Below are 20,584 nucleotides of genomic sequence, written 5' to 3' on the forward strand. Positions count from 1 at the left end.
GATATCAGCAATCAAATTCCCTTATGGCGGATTTCATGCGGCCGAACCTCGACAGCGACCTCCTGCGGACCTTCGTCGCCGTTGCCGAAGCCGGCAATTTCACCAGGGCGGCGGAGCAGGCCGGCCGCACCCAGTCAGCCGTATCGATGCAGATGAAGAAGCTCGAGGACCTGATCGGCGACAGCCTTTTCGAGCGCGGTTCGCGCGGCGTCGCGCTGACGCGGCGCGGCGGCGAACTCATCGTCAACGCCCGCCGCATCGTCTCGCTGCTCGACGAGACGGCGGCGACGATGGCGGCAGCGCCGCTGGGCGGGCCGGTGCGCATCGGCATCCCGGAGGAATATGGCCACGCCATCCTGTCACGTGCGCTCGGCGCTTTTTCGAAGCGCCACACACAGGTCGAAGTCACCGTGCGCTATGCGCATTCTGGGGCGCAGGTGGCGGCCCTCGCCGCCGGCGAACTCGATCTCTGCGTGGTTTTCGAATGGCAGGATCCTGCCGGCGGCGAAGTGCTGATGCACGATCCGACCGTGTGGGTGACATCGACCCTGCACCACATGCATGAGGAGCGGCCGGTGCCGATCGCGCTCTACAACCGGGCGGGCTGGTGCAAGGACTTCGCGATCAAATCGCTGGAGCAGCGCGGCCTTGCCTATCGTGTCGCCTATACGAGCGACACCACCGGCGGCCTCAAGCTCGCCGTCACCTCCGGGCTGGCCATCGCGCCGATCTCACGCAGCAACATCCCTGCTGGCTGTCGCGAACTGACGTCCGCCGATGGGTTCGGCGACATCGATTCCTCGAATGTGGTGATGCACCGCAACCCGAATGCCTCGGGCGAGGCGATCGATGGCATGCAGGAGGCAATTCGCGAGGCGTTCGTCAACAGGCTGGGTTAGTGCATGTCGCCCAAAAGTGTGCCGCGGTTTTGGGATAACGACATGCACAAGACAAAGACTCAGCCTCCGGCATCCTCGTAGAAATGTAGCCGGTTGCCGAACGGATCGGCGACCGACACCTCGCGGGATTTCCACGGCGTCTCTTCCAGGCCGGGCCTGGCGAAGCGGTAGTTCTTGCCGATCAGTTCGCGATGAAATGCTGCGATGTCCTCGACCTTGATGCGCACGGCAACGCCAGGCGCGCCATCGCCGTGGTGCTCGCTGAGATGCAGCACACACCCGTCGCGGCCGGCCGCCATGTAAAGCGGCGCGTTGTCGTCGAAGCGATGCTCCCATTGGACCTCGAAGCCGAGGAAGCCGACATAGAATTCACGTGCCTTGGCGATATCGAAGATGCGGAGGATGGGCGTGACAGTGCCAAGTGTCGGCATGGTGTTGCAACCGTTCGAGTGTCTTCGGATGGGGTTGGACGCGGCGCGGCGATTCCTATTTCAGCTCCAGCAGCCGTTCCAGATAGCTGCGCTCGATGTCGGGGCTGAGCGCATTGCCAAGCCGCTTGCGGATCGCTTCCAGAATCTGGCGGGCACGCTGCACGTCGATCTCGTCAGGCACCTTCACCGAATCGCCGAAGTCGGGACCCTGGCTGGCGCGTGGCCGCCCGAGCGGGTCACGATCGGCGTTCTGCTGGCGGCCGCCTTGCTCGCTGCCGCCCTGGTCGCCCTGCATCGCCTGCAACTGCTTCATCATGTCCTTGGCGCCCTTGCGCAGCGCCTCCAGCGCCCGGCCCTGGTGGCCGACCGCCTGATCGCCTTCGCCTTCGCCGAGCGCCTGTTCGGCATTGCCCATGGACTTGCCGGCCTCGCCGAATCCCTCATTGGGCTCCATGCCCATGCCTTCGAGCCCCTTCTTCAGCTGCTCGAGGTCGCTTTTCAGCTGGCCCTGGCCCTGCTGCAGCTGTTTCAGCGCATCGGCGAATTCCTGAGGTGTCATCGGCTTCGGCTGGCCATCCTCGCCGGACTTGCCGTTTTCGCCCGATTGACCTTGCTCACCGTCCTGGCCGAGCTGCTCTTCGCGGTTCTGTCCGCGCTGGCGCTCGCCGCGCTGCATCTGGTCCATGCGGAATGTGTCGTTCATCATCTCCTGCTGGCGCCGCAGGATCTCGCCGAGCTTGTCCATCTGCTGGCGCATCTCGCTGTCCTGCTGGCCGCCTTGCTGCTGACGGCCGGCCTGCAGGTTGTTCATCATGTCCTGCAGTTGCGACAGCAATTGCTGCGCCTTGTCGCGATCGCCCGACTTCGCCAGGTTCTCGATCTGGTCCATCATGCGGTCGATATCGCTCTGGCGCAGTTCCTGGCCGTTCTGCTGCATCTGCGGGGCGTTGGGATTCTGCTTGGCGCGTTCCGCGAATTCCTGCAGGAACTGGTTCATCGCCTCGCGCAGTTCCTTCATCGCCTTTTCGATTTCCGCGTCGCTGGCGCCGTTCTTGATGGCGTCCTGCAGTGCCTGCTGCGCCTGGCGCAGTCGCTTTTCCGCGGCCGAGAGATTGCCCTCCTCGATGCCGAGCGCGATCTCCCAGAGATAGGACACTTCGCTGCGCAGCTGGTCGTCGGTGGTAGCCATCTTCAGCCGGCTGCGGGCGCTCATGATGGCGAGGTAGTGAGACATGTTGTCGAACGTGTCCTCGGGCCGCAGCGTGATCGCGTCCATCAGGCCGAGCACGCGCGGCTTGGCGTTGGCGTCGAGCGCCAGCAGGCGGCGCTGCTCGATCACCGCCCGCGCCAGCGGATTGGCGAATGGCCGCTGCGGCATCAGCAGCGTCTTGGTCTCGCTCGACGCGGTGTGCCCGGCATCGTCGGTGGCGACGAGCGTCAGCTTGATGCTGTCGCCGGCCCAGACATGCTCGGTCAGATCCTTCGACGTCCTGGCGGCGTTCGACTTGCCGCCGCGGCGCGGCAGCGACAGCGGCATTTCAGGCGGACCATAGAGCGGATGCGCATTGGGCGCCTGTGGATCGGCGAGCGCGAAAACCGCTTTGGCATTGGCGGCGCCATAGTCGTCATCGATCTGGTAGTTGAGTTCGAAGGCGCCGTTGGCGGCGCGCTTCGGCTCGCCGACGAAGCGGATCTGCGGCGGCTTGTCCGGCATGACCGCGAAGGCCCAACGGCCGAGCGAATTCTCGCCTGACGTCAGCGTCAGCGTGCCGTCGCCGGTCAGCTTGCCGGTGAACTGGCGCACCTTGGACGGCGTCGCCGGGCTTGCCGCCGGCTTGGCCGTGGCGGCGGCCTGCGGGCTGGCCGGATCGATGGCGCGGGAATTGCCATTCTTGTCGGCAAAGGCAAGCGTTTCCTCGCCCGAGCCGCCGGTCACGCGCAGCGACACGTCGCTGCCTTCGGGAACGGTGAAGGTCGGCGTCGTCTGGTTGGCGTCGGCCGTCAGGAAGATCGGCGGCTTGCCGGTGTAGGCTGGCGGCGTCACCCAGGCGTCGACGCGCGGCGGCACGATATCTTGCGCGCCATGGGCGCTGAACCCGTCGCCTATCCTGCCGCCCGACGGCCCGAAGGAGAAGGCAAAGGCGGTGACGAGCAGAAGTGCCGCCACCGCGCGCAGCCCCCAGGGATCGCGCTCCGGCACGTGTGTGCGCGGCAGGTCGGCGCCAAGGCTGTCGAGCTTTCCGGCCATGCGCTTCTGGTGCTCGCGCCACAGCGCCTGCGAGAAGCTGCTTTCCCTGCCGCTTGGCCGGTCGGTCTGCACCAGCACCGGACTGTGCAACAATTCATTGGCCGCTTCGATCCGGCGGTCGACCTCGGCCGCGCCGGGTATCCGGAAGAAACGCAGCGGATAGAGTGCCGCCAGCGCCGCCACGCCGAATGCGGCGACCAGGCCGATGCGCGCCACGTCCGGCAACCGAGAGAAAATGCCGAGCCAGGAGACGCTGAGGAACAGGCTGGCGACGATAACGAGCGGAAGCAGCAACGGCCAGCCGCGTTCGACCGTCATCGAGACCCGCGTCGCCAGCCGGCTCAAGGCAAGGCGCCCGGCCAGGCCGCGATCGCTGCTGAAGGTGGGTCGTTCCGTCATCGGCCCTTCCATGGGGCGGGCAGGATAGCCCAAGCCTCACGACTCGAAGAATACCAGCAAACACGGCAAAGGCGAGGCAGTTTGAAAAAACGTGAAGCCGGCCGTGTGACGGTTGCAGTCAGAACGTCGCGGGGTTTGCATTCGCGCCGCAGACCAGCACGGCGATGCGTTCGCCCGGTGCTGGCGCATAGCGTCCGGACAGCACAGCCGCGAAAGCGGCGGCACCACCCGGTTCGGAGATGATGCGGACCCGGTTCCACAGCGCCTTCTGGGCAGCGATGATGTCGTCGTCGCTGACCAGGATCGAACGTTCGACAAAGGCTTCGGCAATCGGGAACATCATTTCACCGACGCGCTTTGGCGCCAGCGAATCGGCGGCGATCCCTTCGGCCGGCGCGTCGACGGGTTGGCCGGCCTCGAAGGCGCGGTAAAGCGTCGGTGCCCCCTCCGGTTCGACGGCGATGATGCGGATGCGGCCGGCGAACCAGGCGGCGACGCCGCCGATCAGGCCGCCGCCGCCGACGGCGACCAGCAGCGTGTCGATCTGCGGCAGGTCGCGCTCTATCTCGAGCCCGAGCGTGCCCTGGCCGACCAGCGTTTCCTCCTGGTTGAAAGCATGTATCTGCAAGGCGCCGGTTTCCTCGGCGAAACGTTCGCTGGCGGCCAGCGCCTCGGCATAGCGGGCGCCACCGACAACCAGTTCGGCGCCGTAGGAACGGATCCGCTCCAGCTTGGCGGGCGGGCTCACTTCAGGAACGAAGATGGTCGCCTTGTGACCGAGCCGCATGGCGGCATAAGCGACTGCGGCGCCGTGATTGCCACCCGATGCAGCGACGACGCCGGCCTTGGGAACCGCTCTCTCCAGAAGATTGGTGAAGGCGCCGCGCGCCTTGAACGAGCCGGAATGCTGCAGGCATTCGAGCTTCAGGTCGATCGCCAGCGGCGGCCGGTCGAAATCGGCCATGTCGACGCCCAACACCGGTGTGTGGCGCACATAGGGCCGAATGCGCGGTTCCATCGCGGCAATGCGTTCGCGTGTGATCGTGTTGCCGTTGACCATCGACGTCTCCCGGGATTGACAGCAATTAGTAACTTGGCAAAATGGCTAAATGCAAGAGGTTGATGTCTTCAAGGCGATCGCGAGCGAACGCAGGTTGCAAATCCTCGACTGGCTGAAGGATCCGCGCGCGCATTTCCCACGCCAGGCCGACGGCGATCTGGTCGAGGATGGCGTTTGCGCGCTGCTGATCGCCGAGAAGCTCGGCATCACACAGGCCACGCTCAGCGAGCACATGCGCGTGCTCACCCAGGCCGGCCTGCTGCGTGCCAAGCGCATCAAGCAGTGGACGTTCTACCGCCGCGACGAGGACAGGATCGCCGACACGAGGGCGCTCATCCAGAACCGGCTGTAGGGTCGCTGTCCGGGCGTTGTGGCCCGGGCAGGCGTCTATGCGAGCCAGTCGGGTACCGAATCCAGCCCGATCAGATCGTCATAGGTCAGGCGCGGACGCACGATGTGGAACCGGTCACCGTCGACCAGCACCTCGGGCACCAGCAGGCGGGTGTTGTAGGTCCCGGCCTGCACAGCGCCATAGGCGCCGGCGGTAGAAACGGCGATCATGTCGCCGGCCTTCAGCCTGGGCAGGTCACGGTCGAGGCCGATATAGTCACCGGTTTCGCAGACCGGGCCGACGACGTCGACCAGCATGCGCGGCGTGTCGGCCGGCGGCTGCACCACCGCCCGAATGTCGTGGAAGGCATCGTAGAGCGTTGGCCGGATCAGATCGTTCATGGCGGCGTCTACGACAAGGAAATTCTTGGCGTCGCCCTCTTTCACGAAGATCACTTCGGAGACGAGGATGCCGGCATTGCCGACGATCAGCCGGCCGGGCTCGAACATCACCTTGAGCCCAAGCTTGGTGACATGCTTCCTGACGATGTGGGCATAGGCATCGGGCAGGGGTGGCGGGTTGTTGTCGACGCGGTAGGGGATGCCGAGGCCGCCGCCGAGATCGACATGCTCGATGGCATGGCCATCGGCGCGCAATGCGCCGACCAGATCGACAAGCAGGGCGAAGGCGTCGTCAAAGGGCTGCAGCTCGGTGATCTGGCTGCCGATATGGGTGTCGATGCCGGTGACCTTCAGACCCGGAACCTTTGCGGCCCGGGCATAGACCTGGCGCGCCCGCTGCCACGGGATGCCGAACTTGTTCTCGGCCTTGCCGGTGGAGATCTTCTTGTGGGTCTTGGCGTCGACATCGGGATTGATGCGCAGCGAGATCGGCGCCACCTTGCCAAGTGCCGCGGCACGCGCCGACAGCAGCTCCAGTTCAGGTTCGGATTCGACATTGAAGCAAAGGATGCCGGCGGCGAGGGCGAAGTCCATTTCGCGCGCGGTCTTGCCGACACCGGAAAACAGGATCTTGCTTGCCGGGATGCCGGCGGCCAGCGCCCGGCGCAATTCGCCTTCCGACACCACGTCGGCACCGGCACCGAGCCTGGCCAGCGTCCGCAGCACTGCCTGGTTGGAATTGGCCTTCATGGCGTAGCAGACCAGCGCGTCGAGCCCGGCGAAGGCCTGGGCAAACACCCGGTAGTGCCTGGTCAGGGTGGCCGTCGAATAGCAGTAGAACGGCGTGCCGACCTGTGCGGCGATATCAGGGATCGCGACGTCCTCGGCATGCAGCACGCCGTCGCGGTAGTCGAAATGGTTCACGAGAGTGGTTCCGGAAAGTTGGAGCACGATGGGACCGGGTTTGGAAAGACTCCCCGCGGTCTCATCGGCGCTAGATCAGTGGGTCGAGGAAGAACTTCTTGTCCTGAACCGGTTTTTCCGGCTCCGGCGGCACAGGCTGGTGCGCCTTCGAGGCATCCTTGCGCGCCTGGACGGCTGCCTCATAGGGCGTGTCGAGACCGCCCCTCCTGCCGCAAGCCGAGACGGCCGCAATCGCCACCAGCAGCGTCAGCGTCACCAAAATCCTGCTTCCGGTCATCGATCCATCCGTCCGAAACTTTTTCCAGCCGCCGCTTTTAGCCGAGTTCTCAGCGTATTGCACCCCGGGTTCACGCCTTTGCGATGCGCTTTTTCCAGCCGCGAATCTGCTTCCTGACTTCCGACGGCGCGGTGCCGCCGAAACTGGTGCGGCTCTTGACCGAGTTCTGCACCGCCAGCACCGAAAATATATCCCCTGTGATGCCGGGATTGATCGACTGCAGGTCTTCCAGCGAAAGCCTCTCCAGCCCCACCTTCTTCTCTTCGGCCAGCGCCACCGCCCGGCCAGTGACGTGATGTGCCTCACGGAACGGCAGTCCGAGCGTGCGCACCAGCCAGTCGGCAAGGTCGGTGGCGGTCGCGTGGCCGGAGCCGGCGGCCTTTTTCATCGCCGCAGCGTTGATCGTCATGTCCGAGACCATGCCGGTCATCGCCGCCAGCATCAGGTCAAGCGTCTCGGCGGCATCGAACACCGATTCCTTGTCTTCCTGCATGTCCTTGCCATAGGTCAGCGGCATGCCCTTCATCACCGTCAGCAGGCCGACCAGATGGCCGGTGACGCGGCCGGTCTTGCCGCGCACCAGTTCGGCGGCATCGGGGTTCTTCTTCTGCGGCATGATCGACGAGCCGGTGGAAAAGCTGTCCGACAGTCTGACGAAGCCGAATTGCGGCGTCGACCAGATGATGATCTCCTCGGCGAGCCGCGACAAATGCGTGGCGCAGATCGCGGCAAGAGCGAGGAACTCCAGCGCGAAATCGCGGTCCGAAACGCTGTCCAGCGAATTGCGCATTGGCTCGCGGAAGCCGAGCGCCTTGGCCGTCTGGTGGCGGTCGATCGGGAAGCTGGTGCCGGCGAGTGCCGCGGCACCGAGCGGGCTTTCGTCCATCCGTTCGATCGCGTCGCGGACGCGCGAGAGGTCGCGCGAAAACATCTCGACATAGGCCATGCAGTGATGGCCGAAGGTCACCGGTTGCGCCGCCTGCATATGGGTAAAGCCGGGCATCACCGTCGCCGCATGCTCCTCGGCCCGCGCCAGCAGCGCCGCGATCAGCCCTTTCAACGCCTCGGCGACGCGAAAACACTCGTCCTTGACCCACAGCCTCAGGTCGACCGCGACCTGGTCGTTGCGCGAGCGGGCGGTGTGCAGCCGGCCCGCTGCAGGTCCGATCAGGTCGGCGAGGCGAGCCTCGATATTCATATGGATGTCTTCCAGCCGGGTCGAGAACTCGAACGTGCCGGCTTCGATCTCTTTCAGAATCGTGTTCAGCCCGTGAGCGATCTTTTCTTGATCGGCCGCCGAAATAATGCCCGTTTGCGCCAGCATCTCGCTATGGGCGATCGAGCCTCGGATGTCCTGCGCATAGAGTTTGCGGTCGAACGAGATCGACGCGTTGATCGCTTCCATGATCGCGGCCGGACCCGAGGCAAAACGTCCACCCCACATCTGGTTGCTGGTCTTCTTGTCGCTCATCGCTATAACCCGTGCTTCGGAGCAGTTTTGAGAAAATGGCAGACGGTAATAGATTCTTCCCGGCCCCGCGCCTGATCCTCACCGCTTTGGTGGCGGGCGTGCTGGCCGGCGCGGTCGCGGTATATGTCAGCGAGAGCCGGTCTGGCAACAACGCACCGGCACAAGTGGCCATCGGCGACAGCAAGGACGATGTCGCCTGTGCCGCCAAGAGCGACCGCGCCAAGAAGATCGCGGCCTCGGCGACTGGCGAGGTTGCCGCGCTGTTGCCGGCCGATCCGCCGCAATCGTTGAAGGCGCTCGCCTTCAACGGTCCGGACGGCAAGCCGATGACGCTCGCCGATCATGCCGGCAAGACGGTGCTGCTCAATCTGTGGGCGACGTGGTGCGCGCCGTGCCGTGCCGAAATGCCGGCGCTCGATGCGCTGCAGAAGGAAAAGGGCAGCGATGCCTTTCAGGTGATCGCCGTCAATGTCGATGCCGGCGACGATGTGAAGCCGAAGAAGTTCCTCAGCGAGACCGGCGTCGAGACGCTCGGCTACTACCGAGATTCGACGATGACGCTGTTCAACGACCTCAAGACGCGCGGCCTGGCGCTTGGTCTTCCCGTCACCATGCTGATCGACGGCGAGGGCTGCCTGATCGCCCATATGAATGGCCCGGCCGAATGGTCGGGGCCGGACGCCAAGCGGCTGGTCGAGACGGCGCTCAAGCCCGAAAGCCTCTAAAGCGCGGCGCGTCTAAACGGGTGGTGCGCTTCAAACACTGAACCGCCTTAGGCCCTGTTCAGACCGAGTGCAGGCGCGGGTGCGAAGGCCAGGACGCTTCTGTCGCGCTCGCCGGCGGCGTCATTGCCGACCCTGGGTGCGACGACACCGGTCAGGTCGCCGAATTCCTCGATGAGGCCGGGCCTGCCGATATAGTAGCCCTGGCCGATCTCGCAGGCTTCGGCATCGAGGAATTTCAGTTCGCCGAGCGTCTCGACACCCTCCGCCAGAACCGGCAGGCCGAGGCCGCGACCAAGCCCCAGAACGGCGCGCACGATTGCCGCGACCTGACCGTTCTTGTCGACGGATTTGATGAAGGAGCCATCGATCTTGATCTTGTCGAAGGGAAAGGCACGAAGGTTGGAAAGCGAGGAATAGCCGGTTCCGAAATCGTCCATGGCCACGCGCACGCCCAGCGCCTTGACCTGCCGCAAGGTCGCCAGCGCGCGCGGCATATCCTTCACCAGCGCGGTCTCGGTGATCTCCAGCTCCAGCCTGCCCGGCGCAAGACCGGAATTCAGCAGTGTCTCGTGGACCTTGCGGCTGAAATTCGGATTGTGAAGCTGCACCGCCGAGACGTTGACGGCCACCGTCAGTGGATTTTCCCAGCGGGCGGCTTCCTCGCAGGCCGCCGTCAGCACCCATTCGCCAATCTGGCCGATGGCTCCGCTGTCTTCGGCCACCGGAATGAATATCGTCGGGGGCACGTCGCCGCGCGTTGGATGCCGCCAGCGGATCAGGGCTTCGAAGCCGACCATCTTTCCGCTGCTGATCTCCTTCTGCGGCTGGTAGACGAGATAAAACTCCTTGCGCGCGACGGCCTGGCGCAGTTCGTGCTCCATCACGCGTTTGTCGCGGGCCTCGGCCCCCATCGAGGCCTCGAAATACCGGTATGTGTCCTTGCCTTCGGTCTTGGCCCGATAGAGTGCGGTATCGGCGTGGGTTATCAGGCTGGCCTGGTTTTCGGCATCCGATGGATAAAGCGCGATGCCGATACTGGCTGACACGAGGCCGCCGCCGACTGACAGCCTGTTTTCCTCGCGCATCGCGTTCAGCACGGCGTTGGCGATGCGGCCGGCCTCCAACGGGTCGGTCAGGTTTGGGGCGATGATGGCGAATTCGTCGCCGCCCAGCCGCGCAACCATCTGTCCTTGACGAAGAATGCCGGTGACGCAATGCGCAACCTTCTGCAGCATGGCGTCGCCGGCGCCGTGCCCGTACAAATCGTTGACCTCCTTGAACCGGTCGAGATCGAGCAGCAGAAGCGCCAGGTGGCCGCTTTTCCTGACCCGGCCCATCGTAACGATTTCCATTTCGAGCCGGCTGGAAAAGCTGCGGCGATTGGCAAGTCCGGTCAATGGATCGAAATGGGCAAGGCGCAGGATCTCCTGTTCCGCCTTCTTGCGCTCGCGAATGTCGCGGACTGCAATCACGTTGTGAGGTTTGCCACAGTAGTCAATGGTCCTGGCGATCAGCTCGACGGGAATGCCCGTGCCGTCGTGGCCGCGCAATTCGGCCTCATGCGGCTGCTCGCCGAAGCCGGACATATCGGACCCGAAGAGGTCGTCAAGCTGCATCTCGTTCAGCGTCACGGTTGCCATGCCCGTCAGCTTCGCCATGCTGTCATTGGCGCTGATGATGCGGTTGCCGTCGCAGACGATCAGCCCCTCCACGGCGGCGTTGGCCAGACCGTGCATGCGGTCGGCCTCGAGCTTCTGGCGGCGGAAGCGCAGATCGATCCAAAGTGCCGTGCCCGAGAGAATGAGGATCACCAGGCTGGCGGCCGCTACGGCAAAGGCCTGCGAAGTGGGCTCGATCGTGTATGGCGATATCTCGATCGAGGAATCCGGGACGATCGACACCGCGCCCATCGCGATGAAATGCAAGGTGCAGATCGCCAGCGTCAACAGCACCGCGCCGCCCAGTGTCGCAGACAGCGATGGGCGACGCAGGACAACAACGAGTGCCAGGGCGGCAAGCGTTACCCCCGCCAGCAAGGAGACCGCCACCAGCAGAGGGTTCCATTCAATCCGGCCCTGCACCTCGAATGCCGCCATGCCGATGTAGTGCATGGTGGCGATGCCACCGCCAAGAATGGCGCCGCCGACGAGATAATGGTCGAGCCCGTTGCGCAATGTGGCGACCCACATGCCGCCGGCGGTCAGGACGACGGCGGCGGCAAGCGAGAGCGCGGAGAGTTCCGGGTTGTATGCGTTGGGTATTCCCGGCGTGAACGCAAGCATGGCGATGAAATGCGTTGCCCAGATACCAAAGCCGGTCGACGCCGCCGCAATCATCAACCAGGCAAGCCGGTTTCGATTTGTCGATCTGCCGACGTGGTGAAGCAGGTTGACGGCAGAAAAGGACGATATCCCGCAGATCAACGCGGCGAGCGCGACCAGTCTCAGATCGTGTTCGTTGACGATACAATTGTAGACCGTCAGCATCTTCTCTAACCTGATCTATCGGAAATGAAGAAGGCAATATGATAATATGATGGTGATTGATTAGCGCTTGGCCGTTGAAGGATCGATTAAGTACCCTGCAACCCTGGCGTGCTTTCCAGGGTAGGGCGGCTCGTCACGCTATGCCAGGCGGCTGGTCGAGGCGGCAATGGGCCCATCAGGCTGAGCGCAAAGCGGTCGGCGGTCGTCGACAGCTCTACCATGCTCATTTGATCGCTGAGCCGGCTTGGTATTTTCTGTCCGTGGTCTTTCCGGCCCGAGGGAACGCTAGTTTAGCCGGGTATGAAGTTCACAAAACAGCAATAAAACCGTTGTCCGATTGTCATGGCCGACACATATTGCCTTTGCGGGAGTGCCCCTTTCGCCAATGACAAACGGGAGATGAAACATGAAGTTGTTCGGCTTCGCGGCCGGTGTTGCCGCCACCTTGACCATGCTTTCCACCACCTCCGCTTTCGCCGTCACCCAGATCAGTTGGTGGCATGCCATGACCGGTGCCAATGCCGAGGTGGTCGACAAGATCGCCAAGGATTTCAATGCCAGCCAGAGCGACTATGAAATCCTTCCTGTATTCAAGGGTACTTATCCCGAGACGCTAAATGCCGGCATTGCTGCCTTTCGTGCGGGTCAAGCGCCCGACATCATCCAGGTGTTCGATGTGGGTACCGGCGTCATGATGGCCGCCGAAGGCGCGATCAAGCCGGTGGCCGAAGTGCTGACCAGCGCCGGCATGACCTTCGACAAGAGCCAGTATTTGCCCGGCATCGTCGGCTATTATTCGAAGCCGGACGGCACCATGCTGTCCTTCCCGTATAACTCCTCGTCGCCGATCCTCTACTACAATAAGGACATCTTCCAGAAGGCGGGGCTTGATGTGAACAACCCGCCGAAGACGTGGAACGAGGTGTGGGAAGACGCCAAGAAGATCAAGGCGAGCGGCGCAGCCTCCTGCGGCTATACCTCGACCTGGTTGACCTGGATCCACCTTGAGGCCTTCGCTGCTTGGAACGACGTTTCCTATGGCACCAACCAGAACGGACTTGCCGGCACCGACGTCGATCTCAAGATCAATGCGCCGATCTTCGTCAACCATTTCCAAGCGATCGCCGACCTGGCCAAGGACGGCACTTTCAAATATGGCGGCCGCACCTCCGAAGCCAAGCAGATCTTTCTTGCCGGCGAATGCGGCATCTTCACCGAATCGTCGGGTGGCCTTGGTGACATTGCCAAGTCAGGCATGAACTATGGCATCGGCCAGCTTCCCTATGATAGCGACGCCAAGGGCGCACCCCAGAACACCACGCCGGGCGGCGCCAGCCTGTGGGTGTTCGGCAACAAATCGGACGAGGAATACAAGGGCGTTGCAACATTCTTCGCCTACCTGTCCAAGACCGAAGTGCAGGAATATCTGCATCAGAAGTCGGGTTATCTGCCGGTGACGCTCGCTGCCTATGAGGCCACCAAGAAGTCCGGCTTCTATGACAAGAACCCGGGTCGTGAGACGCCGATCCTGCAGATGCTGGGCAAGGCGCCGACTGAGAATTCGAAGGGCGTGCGCCTTGTCAACCTGCCGCAGGTGCGCGACATCGAGAACGAGGAGTTCGAGAAGATGCTGGCCGGTCAGCAGACTGCCCAGCAGGCGCTCGACAACGCGGTGGCACGCGGCAACAAGGCGATCCAGGAAGCGATCGGGAACTGAAGCGATTTGTCTCAGTTAAATCTCGTCCACGCAGACTCGCGTGGACGATTTCCTGAATAGCGAGGGAAATCACCCTGTCTCCACGCGTCGCCTTTCCCAACAAGACCCTGCCTTACCTGCTGGTGGCGCCGCAACTCGCCATTACGCTGATCTTTTTCTACTGGCCGACCGGTCAGGCGCTCTACCAATCGATGCTCAGAGAAGACCCGTTCGGACTGAAGAGCAAGTTCGTCGGGCTTGCCAATTTCCGAAAGGTGCTGGCCGACCCGGCCTACCTCAATTCGATCAAGGTCACGGTGGTGTTTTCGCTGGCGACCGCGATCGTCGCCATGGGGGTGGCACTGCTGGTTGCCGTCATGGCCGAGAAGGTGGTGCGGGGCAAAGGACTCTATCGCACGCTGATGATCTGGCCGTATGCGGTGGCGCCGGCGATTGCCGGCATGTTGTGGCTGTTCCTGTTCAACCCATCGATCGGTTCGCTGGCCTACGCCTTGAGAGGCCTTGGTATCGACTGGGACCCGTTGCTCAACGGCAACCACGCCATGATCCTGCTGGTGTCTGCAGCTGCCTGGAAGCAGATCAGCTACAATTTCCTGTTCTTCGTCGCCGGACTGCAAGCGGTGCCGAAGACGCTGATCGAGGCGGCGGCCATGGACGGTGCCGGGGAGACCAAGCGCTTCTGGACCATCGTCTTCCCGCTGCTTGCGCCGACGACCTTTTTCCTGCTGGTCGTAAACACCGTCTATGCCCTGTTCGACACCTTCGGCATCGTCCATGCAGTCACCGGCGGCGGGCCGGGAAAGACGACCGAGACGCTGGTCTACAAGGTCTACAATGACGGTTTCGTCAATCTGATCCTGGGCGATTCGGCGGCGCAGTCGGTCATCCTGATGGTCATCGTCATCTCGCTCACGGCCATCCAGTTCCGCTATGTGGAACGCAAAGTCCACTATGGCTGAGGGCGAGCAATGATCGGCCAGTCCCCGCTCCGCACCGTCATCGCCCACGCGGTGCTCATCCTCGGCATACTGATCGTCGCTTTCCCGATCTACTACACCTTCGTCGCCTCCACGCAGACGCTGCAAACCATCCTCAAGCCGCCATTGCCGCTCTTGCCCGGCGACCAGTTCTGGAACAATTACAGCGAGGCACTGTTCGGCGGTGTCGGCCGCATCGGCGGCGTCAGCGTCGGTCGATTGCTGCTCAACACCACGATCATGGCGCTCGGCATCGCGGTGGGGAAGATTTTCATCTCGATCCTGTCGGCCTATGCGATTGTGTTCTTCCGTTTTCCGCTGCGGATGGTCTTCTTCTGGCTGATCTTCATCACCCTGATGCTTCCCGTTGAGGTGCGCATCCTGCCGACCTACAAGGTGATGGTCGATCTCGGTATGATCGACACCTATGCCGGCCTGATCATCCCGCTGATCGCCTCGGCCACCGCAACGCTGTTGTTCCGTCAGTTCTTCATGACCATTCCGGGCGAACTGGTCGAGGCGGCGCGTGTCGACGGCGCCGGGCCATGGCGGTTCTTCTTCGATATCCTGTTGCCGCTGTCGCGCACCAACATCGCGGCGCTGTTCGTCATCCTCTTCATCTATGGCTGGACGCAATATCTGTGGCCGCTGCTCGTCACCAACAGCAACGACATGAACACCATCGTCATCGCGCTGAGGAAGATGGTGTCCTTCGCCGATGCCGACACCCAGTGGCATCTGGTCATGGTCACCGCGATGCTGGCCATCGTGCCACCGATCCTGGTCGTGGTGCTGATGCAGCGCTGGTTCGTGCGCGGACTGGTCGATTCCGAAAAGTGAGAAGCCAATGGCGACCGTTGATCTGAAGGATGTGAAGAAGGTCTATCCCGGCGGCGTCGAGGCCGTGAAGGGCGTCTCCATCGGCATTCCCGACAAGGAGCTCTGCGTGCTGGTTGGGCCATCCGGCTGCGGCAAGTCCACGCTTTTGAGGATAATCGCCGGGTTGGAGACCATTTCTTCCGGCACTGTCGCTATCGACGGCAAGATCGTCAACACGATCGGCCCGACCGAGCGCGACATCGCTATGGTGTTCCAGAACTATGCGCTCTATCCGCATATGAAGGTCTACGACAACATGGCCTACGGGCTGCGCAATCGCGGTACGCCCAAGGACGAGATCGACAGCAGGGTTCGCTCGACTGCCAGGGTGCTGGAGCTTTCCGCGCTGCTTGACCGGCGCCCGCGCGAGCTTTCCGGCGGTCAGCGCCAGCGTGTCGCCATGGGCCGCGCCATCGTGCGCAATCCGAAAGTCTTCCTGTTCGACGAGCCGCTCTCCAACCTCGATGCCAAATTGCGCGGCCAGATGCGGGTCGAAATCAAGAATTTGCAGCGCTCGCTCGGTGTCACCTCGGTCTATGTCACCCACGACCAACTGGAGGCGATGACCTTGGCCGATATCCTCGTCGTCATGAATGGCGGATTGGTCGAGCAGACGGGCGCGCCACTCGACATTTACGAGAAGCCGGCCTCGACCTTCGTCGCCTCCTTCATTGGCGCGCCGCCGATGAATCTTCTGCCCCTTTCGCAAGGGCCGGCTGGCCCGGCACTGACTGATGGCAAGACGATTGACTTTGCGCCTGCGAACGCCGTCACGCTCGGCTTCCGCCCCGAGGATGCCGACGTCACCTTCGGTGCCGAGGCAACGTCCGGCGCGCTCATCCTGCCGGCCATGGTCGAGGCGGTGGAACCGGTGGGAGCCGAAAGCTTCCTTCACTGTGCGGCAGGCGGCAACCGCATCGTCGTGCGTGTTGCCGGCCGTGCAACAGCCAAGCCCGGCGACCAGTTGCGCGTCGTGGCCAAGGCTGAGAAACTTCACTGGTTCGACGGGACAGGAAGACGCTTGTAGCCCGGACGACAATCGGCGGCCAAAATACGAGCACCCCCCTTCGCAACGGCCGCAGCGAGAGAGGGAGGCGCCTGACAGGTGGCCCGGCAAACAGGCCCACGAGTCATTTGCAGACCCTCGTTTTGACCGCTAAGCTTCTCTTCCTGGACCATCTTTAGCCTTTATCTATGCCAGGGACTATATGCCGCCCGAAACCAGAGTGCGTGAACATTTCGCCATCGATCTCGCGCAGCGCGCCGGCGAGATCGGCCTGAAATATTTTCGCGATCTCGACAGCCTTACCATCGAGAGCAAGGGCCATCAGGACATGGTTTCGCAGGCCGACCGTGAGGTCGAGCTGTTCATCCGCGCCGCGATGAAAGCTGCCTATCCGGACGATGGCATTGTCGGCGAGGAACATGCCTCGGTCATCGGGTCGACCGGGCATGTCTGGGTGATCGATCCGATCGACGGCACGGCGAATTTCGTGCGTGGCATTCCAGCCTGGTGCGTGGTCATCGCCTGCGCCAAAGATGGTGATACCGTCGTCGGCGTCATCCACGAGCCCTCTACCGGCGAGACCTTCCATTGCCGCAAGGGCAGTGGTGCGTTTCTCAACGGCAAGCCAATCAGGGCAAGTGTCGTCACCAGCCTGACCGAAGGGTCCGTCGGCACCGGCGTCTCCAACCGCGCCGAGATGCAAAATATCGTTATGCTCATCCGCTCCCTGATTGCCGAAGGCGGCGTGTTTTTCCGCAACGCTTCGGGTGCGCTGATGCTCGCCTATGTCGCTGCCGGCAGGTTGCTCGGCTATGTCGAAGAGCACATGAACGCGTGGGATTGCCTGGCCGGCATGCTCTTGGTGGAAGAAGCCGGCGGCACGATCGTGAAGCCGGACCCGAGAACCGTTCTGGAGAAGGGTACGCTGGTGATCTGCGCCGGCAACGGTGTGTTCGCCCAGATTCGCGACCTTTGCATCGAACCCTTCAAGCTTTGATCAGAACCGGTCCGCGCTCCGGAAAGCCGATGCCGACATTGTCGCCCGCCTGAAACGGCGCATCGACGTTGCGCGACAACACGAACACGTCGCCAAGCCCCGTGGCAACGACCAATTCGAGATGGCTGCCGGCATAGGTGACCTTTGCGAGCGTGCCTGCGATCGTCTGCGGCGTGCCGGCAGCGCCGATCTCGATGCGGCTCGGGCGGACGGCTAGCTTCGCCGGGCCGGCCCGGTGGCCACGCGCAGGCAGTTTCAAGGCAAGCGAACCGACCCGGACGGCCGCTTCGTCCCCTTGCACCGAAACCACCTCGCAATCCAGGATGTTGGCTTCGCCGATGAAGTCGGCAACGAAAGCGTTGGCAGGCGCATCGTAGAGTTCGCGCGGCGTACCGTCCTGCGCCACCACCGCCTTGTTCATGACGATGATGCGGTCTGAAACCGCCAGCGCCTCTTCCTGGTCGTGCGTGACATAGACCACGGTCAGGCCGAGCTTGGTCTGGATCTCCCTGATTTCCTCGCGCACATGCCGGCGCAGCTTTGCGTCGAGGTTGGAAAGCGGTTCGTCGAACAGCAACACTTGCGGTTCGAGCACCAGAGCGCGCGCCACTGCCACGCGCTGCTGCTGACCACCCGACAGTTCGCTGGGCAGGCGCGCCTCGAAACCGGTCAAGCCGACCAGCTCCAGCCCGGCGCGGGCGCGGGACGCGACCTCCTTCTTGTCATGGCCGGAGAAGTGCAGCCCGTAGGAGACATTTTCTATCACCGTCATATGCGGGAACAGTGCATAGGACTGGAACACCATGGACACGTCGCGGTCGGTGGCCGGCAGCCGAGTCACATCGTCGCCGCCGATCAGGATACGGCCGCTGGATGGCATCTCCAGGCCGGCGATCATACGCAGCGTGGTCGTCTTGCCACAACCGGAGGGTCCGAGAAGCGTCACCAGCTTCCCGGCCTCGATCGCAAGTGAAATGTCGTTGACCGCCGGCGTGCTGGCGCCGGGATAAGTCTTGGTGACATGCTCGAAGGTCACAGAGGCAGCGTTGCCGCGAATTTCGGCCATCACCCGGCTCCCGCTATTGTCGTCTGGCCGCCTGGCGTTGCCGGCAGGCTGACATTGGTGCGCACGCTCCAGCCGCCGTCGCCCTTCTGGATACCGCGCCGGCCGATATTGCGGCTGCCGACGACCAGTTGCATCAGGCCGATGACCACCAGCATGACGACGATCAGTACCGTCGAATAGGCGATGGCGATGCCGTATTCATTGTTCTCGACACGTCCGACGATGTAGCTGGTCGAAAGATCGTAGCGCGCACTGACCAGGAAGATGACGGCGCTGATCGCGGTCATCGCGCGCACGAAGGAATAGACGAGTGCCGCCAGCATTGCCGATCTCAGCAATGGCAGAATAACGCGTCTGAAGGTCTGCCAGGAGTTGGCGCCAAGTGTCAGCGAGGATTCATCCAGGCTGCGATCGATCTGCGACATCGAGGCGACACCAGCGCGTACGCCGACTGGCATGTTGCGGAAGATGAACGACAGCACGAGGATGATGCCGGTTCCAGTCAGTTCGATCGGCGGCACGTTGAAGGCTATGATGTAGCTGACGCCAATGACGGTTCCTGGAATCGCGAAAGACAGCATGGTAGCGAATTCGAAGGCATTCTTGCCACGGAAGTTCTGGCGGACGAGAAGATAGGCGGTCAGAAGCCCTATCCCGGCGGTCAGAGGCGCCGATATCAGTGCGATCTCCATCGTCGTCCAGAACGAACTCCACGCCGACCCCGACCAATGGATGCCGAATTCATTCCAGCCGACGGAGAACGCCTTCCTGTAGTGCTGCAGGGTCAGGCTCTGATCGACCCCCCACAACCGGACAAAACTGCCGTAGAAGATGACCGCGTAGACCAGCACGGTGAACGCCGTCCACAGCCCGGCGATCACATAGAGCGCGCGTGTCAGCCCATCCGGCAGGCGCGGATGGACGCCTGCGTCGCCCTTGCCGGTGACGGTGGTATAGGAACGCCGGCCGATCCAGAAGCGCTGTGCATAAAAGGCGCTAAGCGTGAAGCCTAGCAGCACCAGCGCCAGGATCGCCGCAAGTGCCGCATCGTTCTGCGCGCCGACAATGGCGAAGAAGATTTCCGTCGACAGGACGTCGTAGTTGCCGCTCAGCACCAGCGGGTTGCCGAAGTCTGCCATGCTTTCGATGAAGCCGAGCAGAAAGGCATTGGCGAGGCCTGGCCGCATGAGCGGCAAGGATACGGTCCAAAAGGTCTGCCAGCGGCTGGCGCGGAGTGTCTGTGAGGCCTCTTCCATCGACGGGCTGACGCCTTCGACAACGCCGATCAGGACCAGGAAGGCGATCGGGGTGAAGGCGAGAACCTGGGCGATGAGCAGGCCGGGAAGGCCATATACCCAGCGTGTTGGCTGGATGCCGAAGACACCGGCGACGCTCTGGGTCACCGTGCCCGACAGTCCGAACAACAGGATGATGGCAAGGCCGATGACGAAGGCCGGCGTGATGATCGGCAACACGGTCAGCGCACGCAGCAGCTTGCCGTGGCGGAAACCCGTGCGTGTCACAACGAGTGCGAACACCAGCCCCAGAAACATGGTTAGTAGCCCGACGAGTACGGCGAGCAGCAGCGAGTTCCAGGCCACGCCGCAGCGGCTGCCGCCGGCGAGACAAGCCAGGCTCCACAGACGCGAACTGAACAGTTTGGCCAGGAACGCGACAAGCGAATAGCCACCGTCGTCGGTCTGCATGGCGTTGGCCAGCATCATCAGGAGCGGCATGAAGATGAAGATGGAAACCACCGCGACGACAAACCCGATCGAACTGACGACGAATACGTCACCGCCGACGGCACCGCGCGCGGCAATGCCAAGGGTGAGCAGGAACAGAAAGGCGCTGCTCACCAGCAGGGCGCCGTAACCCATGCCGAACTGGCGGTCGCCAAGATCCCCGAACAGGCTGGTCAACCAGCTGAACTGCCAGCCGCGCAACCCGATGGCGAAGCCTTGGAACAAAAGCCAGCTAAAACCGGCAGCGCCGATAATGATCAGCGCCCGGCCGAAAAACGGATCGGATTTGTTGCGGCCCCACAGAAGCAGCGGCGCTGCCAGCAGGAAACCGAGCGGCGCCAGCCACATTTTCTCGCCCTTGAGGACCAGAACCAGCGCTGGTGCGAATTTGCTGTCGAACGGGTAGCCGTGGAGCAACCATGACAAGCCGAAGAACCCGTCTTCGATGCCGTACCATGGCAGCAAAGCAAAACCCACCCAACCGACCACCATCCAAAGGATGGCGGTCGGCTCAAGTAGCCCGCGGGTTTGGCGAAAGCGCATCT

General features: G+C 62.9%; 17 protein-coding genes. 8 read left to right on the top strand and 9 right to left on the bottom strand.

Annotated elements, in window-relative coordinates:
• Positions 1-35: 35 nt before the first annotated feature.
• Positions 36-899 (top strand): LysR family transcriptional regulator, encoded by an 864-nt coding sequence (locus AC1RZR_RS09265; protein WP_481828317.1) that lies wholly within the window; start codon positions 36-38, stop codon positions 897-899.
• A gap of 59 nt (positions 900-958) precedes the next feature.
• Here the strand turns inward: AC1RZR_RS09265 and AC1RZR_RS09270 are convergent, their stop codons facing one another.
• The 3 genes from AC1RZR_RS09270 to AC1RZR_RS09280 form a co-directional block, all read right to left on the bottom strand.
• Positions 959-1,330: a glyoxalase superfamily protein gene (locus AC1RZR_RS09270; protein ID WP_477269662.1), complete on the bottom strand. Its 372-nt coding sequence runs from the start codon at positions 1,328-1,330 to the stop codon at positions 959-961.
• A 55-nt stretch (positions 1,331-1,385) separates the two neighbouring features.
• On the bottom strand, positions 1,386-3,977 hold the full coding sequence (locus tag AC1RZR_RS09275) for a TIGR02302 family protein (protein ID WP_481828318.1): 2,592 nt from the start codon (positions 3,975-3,977) through the stop codon (positions 1,386-1,388).
• Between the two features lie 118 nt (positions 3,978-4,095).
• Positions 4,096-5,037 (bottom strand): threonine/serine dehydratase, encoded by a 942-nt coding sequence (locus tag AC1RZR_RS09280; protein ID WP_481828319.1) that lies wholly within the window; start codon positions 5,035-5,037, stop codon positions 4,096-4,098.
• 49 nt (positions 5,038-5,086) lie between these two features.
• Here AC1RZR_RS09280 and AC1RZR_RS09285 point away from each other — a divergent pair, with 49 nt between their 5' ends.
• Positions 5,087-5,389, top strand: coding sequence for an ArsR/SmtB family transcription factor (locus AC1RZR_RS09285; protein ID WP_379023866.1), 303 nt, complete (start codon positions 5,087-5,089; stop codon positions 5,387-5,389).
• Between the two features lie 35 nt (positions 5,390-5,424).
• Here the strand turns inward: AC1RZR_RS09285 and lysA are convergent, their stop codons facing one another.
• The 3 genes from lysA to argH form a co-directional block, all read right to left on the bottom strand.
• On the bottom strand, positions 5,425-6,693 hold the full coding sequence (lysA, locus tag AC1RZR_RS09290) for a diaminopimelate decarboxylase (RefSeq protein ID WP_481828320.1): 1,269 nt from the start codon (positions 6,691-6,693) through the stop codon (positions 5,425-5,427).
• Positions 6,694-6,763: 70 nt separating this feature from the next.
• A complete protein-coding gene (locus AC1RZR_RS09295; protein WP_477269671.1) occupies positions 6,764-6,970 on the bottom strand; it encodes a hypothetical protein in 207 nt (68 codons plus the stop codon).
• Positions 6,971-7,040: 70 nt separating this feature from the next.
• Positions 7,041-8,441 (bottom strand): argininosuccinate lyase, encoded by a 1,401-nt coding sequence (gene argH / locus AC1RZR_RS09300; protein WP_481828321.1) that lies wholly within the window; start codon positions 8,439-8,441, stop codon positions 7,041-7,043.
• A 35-nt stretch (positions 8,442-8,476) separates the two neighbouring features.
• Between argH and tlpA the strand changes: the two genes are divergently transcribed.
• Positions 8,477-9,166, top strand: a complete 690-nt coding sequence (gene tlpA / locus AC1RZR_RS09305) for a thiol:disulfide interchange protein TlpA (RefSeq protein WP_481828322.1) — start codon at positions 8,477-8,479, stop codon at positions 9,164-9,166.
• Between the two features lie 47 nt (positions 9,167-9,213).
• Here tlpA and AC1RZR_RS09310 read toward each other — a convergent pair whose 3' ends face one another.
• Positions 9,214-11,652 (bottom strand): putative bifunctional diguanylate cyclase/phosphodiesterase, encoded by a 2,439-nt coding sequence (locus tag AC1RZR_RS09310; RefSeq protein WP_481828323.1) that lies wholly within the window; start codon positions 11,650-11,652, stop codon positions 9,214-9,216.
• 406 nt (positions 11,653-12,058) lie between these two features.
• On the opposite strand from AC1RZR_RS09310, the gene ugpB reads away from it, so the two are divergent.
• The 5 genes from ugpB (at position 12,059) to AC1RZR_RS09335 (ending at position 17,228) form a co-directional block, all read left to right on the top strand.
• Entirely contained in the window at positions 12,059-13,369 is a 1,311-nt protein-coding gene (ugpB, locus tag AC1RZR_RS09315; RefSeq protein WP_481828324.1) for a sn-glycerol-3-phosphate ABC transporter substrate-binding protein UgpB, read from the top strand.
• Between the two features lie 74 nt (positions 13,370-13,443).
• A complete protein-coding gene (gene ugpA, locus AC1RZR_RS09320) occupies positions 13,444-14,328 on the top strand; it encodes a sn-glycerol-3-phosphate ABC transporter permease UgpA (protein WP_481829045.1) in 885 nt (294 codons plus the stop codon).
• A gap of 9 nt (positions 14,329-14,337) precedes the next feature.
• Positions 14,338-15,186, top strand: a complete 849-nt coding sequence (gene ugpE, locus AC1RZR_RS09325) for a sn-glycerol-3-phosphate ABC transporter permease UgpE (protein WP_379103374.1) — start codon at positions 14,338-14,340, stop codon at positions 15,184-15,186.
• A gap of 7 nt (positions 15,187-15,193) precedes the next feature.
• A complete protein-coding gene (locus tag AC1RZR_RS09330; protein ID WP_481828325.1) occupies positions 15,194-16,252 on the top strand; it encodes a sn-glycerol-3-phosphate import ATP-binding protein UgpC in 1,059 nt (352 codons plus the stop codon).
• 199 nt (positions 16,253-16,451) lie between these two features.
• The gene (locus tag AC1RZR_RS09335; RefSeq protein WP_477269681.1) at positions 16,452-17,228 is read left to right on the top strand and encodes an inositol monophosphatase family protein; all 777 of its coding nucleotides are present in this window, start codon (positions 16,452-16,454) and stop codon (positions 17,226-17,228) included.
• On the opposite strand, the gene AC1RZR_RS09340 is transcribed toward AC1RZR_RS09335, so the two are convergent.
• Both AC1RZR_RS09340 and AC1RZR_RS09345 read right to left on the bottom strand, forming a co-directional pair.
• Positions 17,218-18,294, bottom strand: coding sequence for an ABC transporter ATP-binding protein (locus AC1RZR_RS09340; protein WP_481828326.1), 1,077 nt, complete (start codon positions 18,292-18,294; stop codon positions 17,218-17,220). The genes AC1RZR_RS09335 and AC1RZR_RS09340 overlap by 11 nt on opposite strands.
• Positions 18,294-20,582 (bottom strand): ABC transporter permease, encoded by a 2,289-nt coding sequence (locus tag AC1RZR_RS09345; RefSeq protein WP_481828327.1) that lies wholly within the window; start codon positions 20,580-20,582, stop codon positions 18,294-18,296. The genes AC1RZR_RS09340 and AC1RZR_RS09345 overlap by 1 nt, the downstream gene beginning before the upstream one ends.
• Between the last annotated feature and the right edge of the window lie 2 nt (positions 20,583-20,584).

The organism is Mesorhizobium bavaricum, from assembly GCF_056781655.1.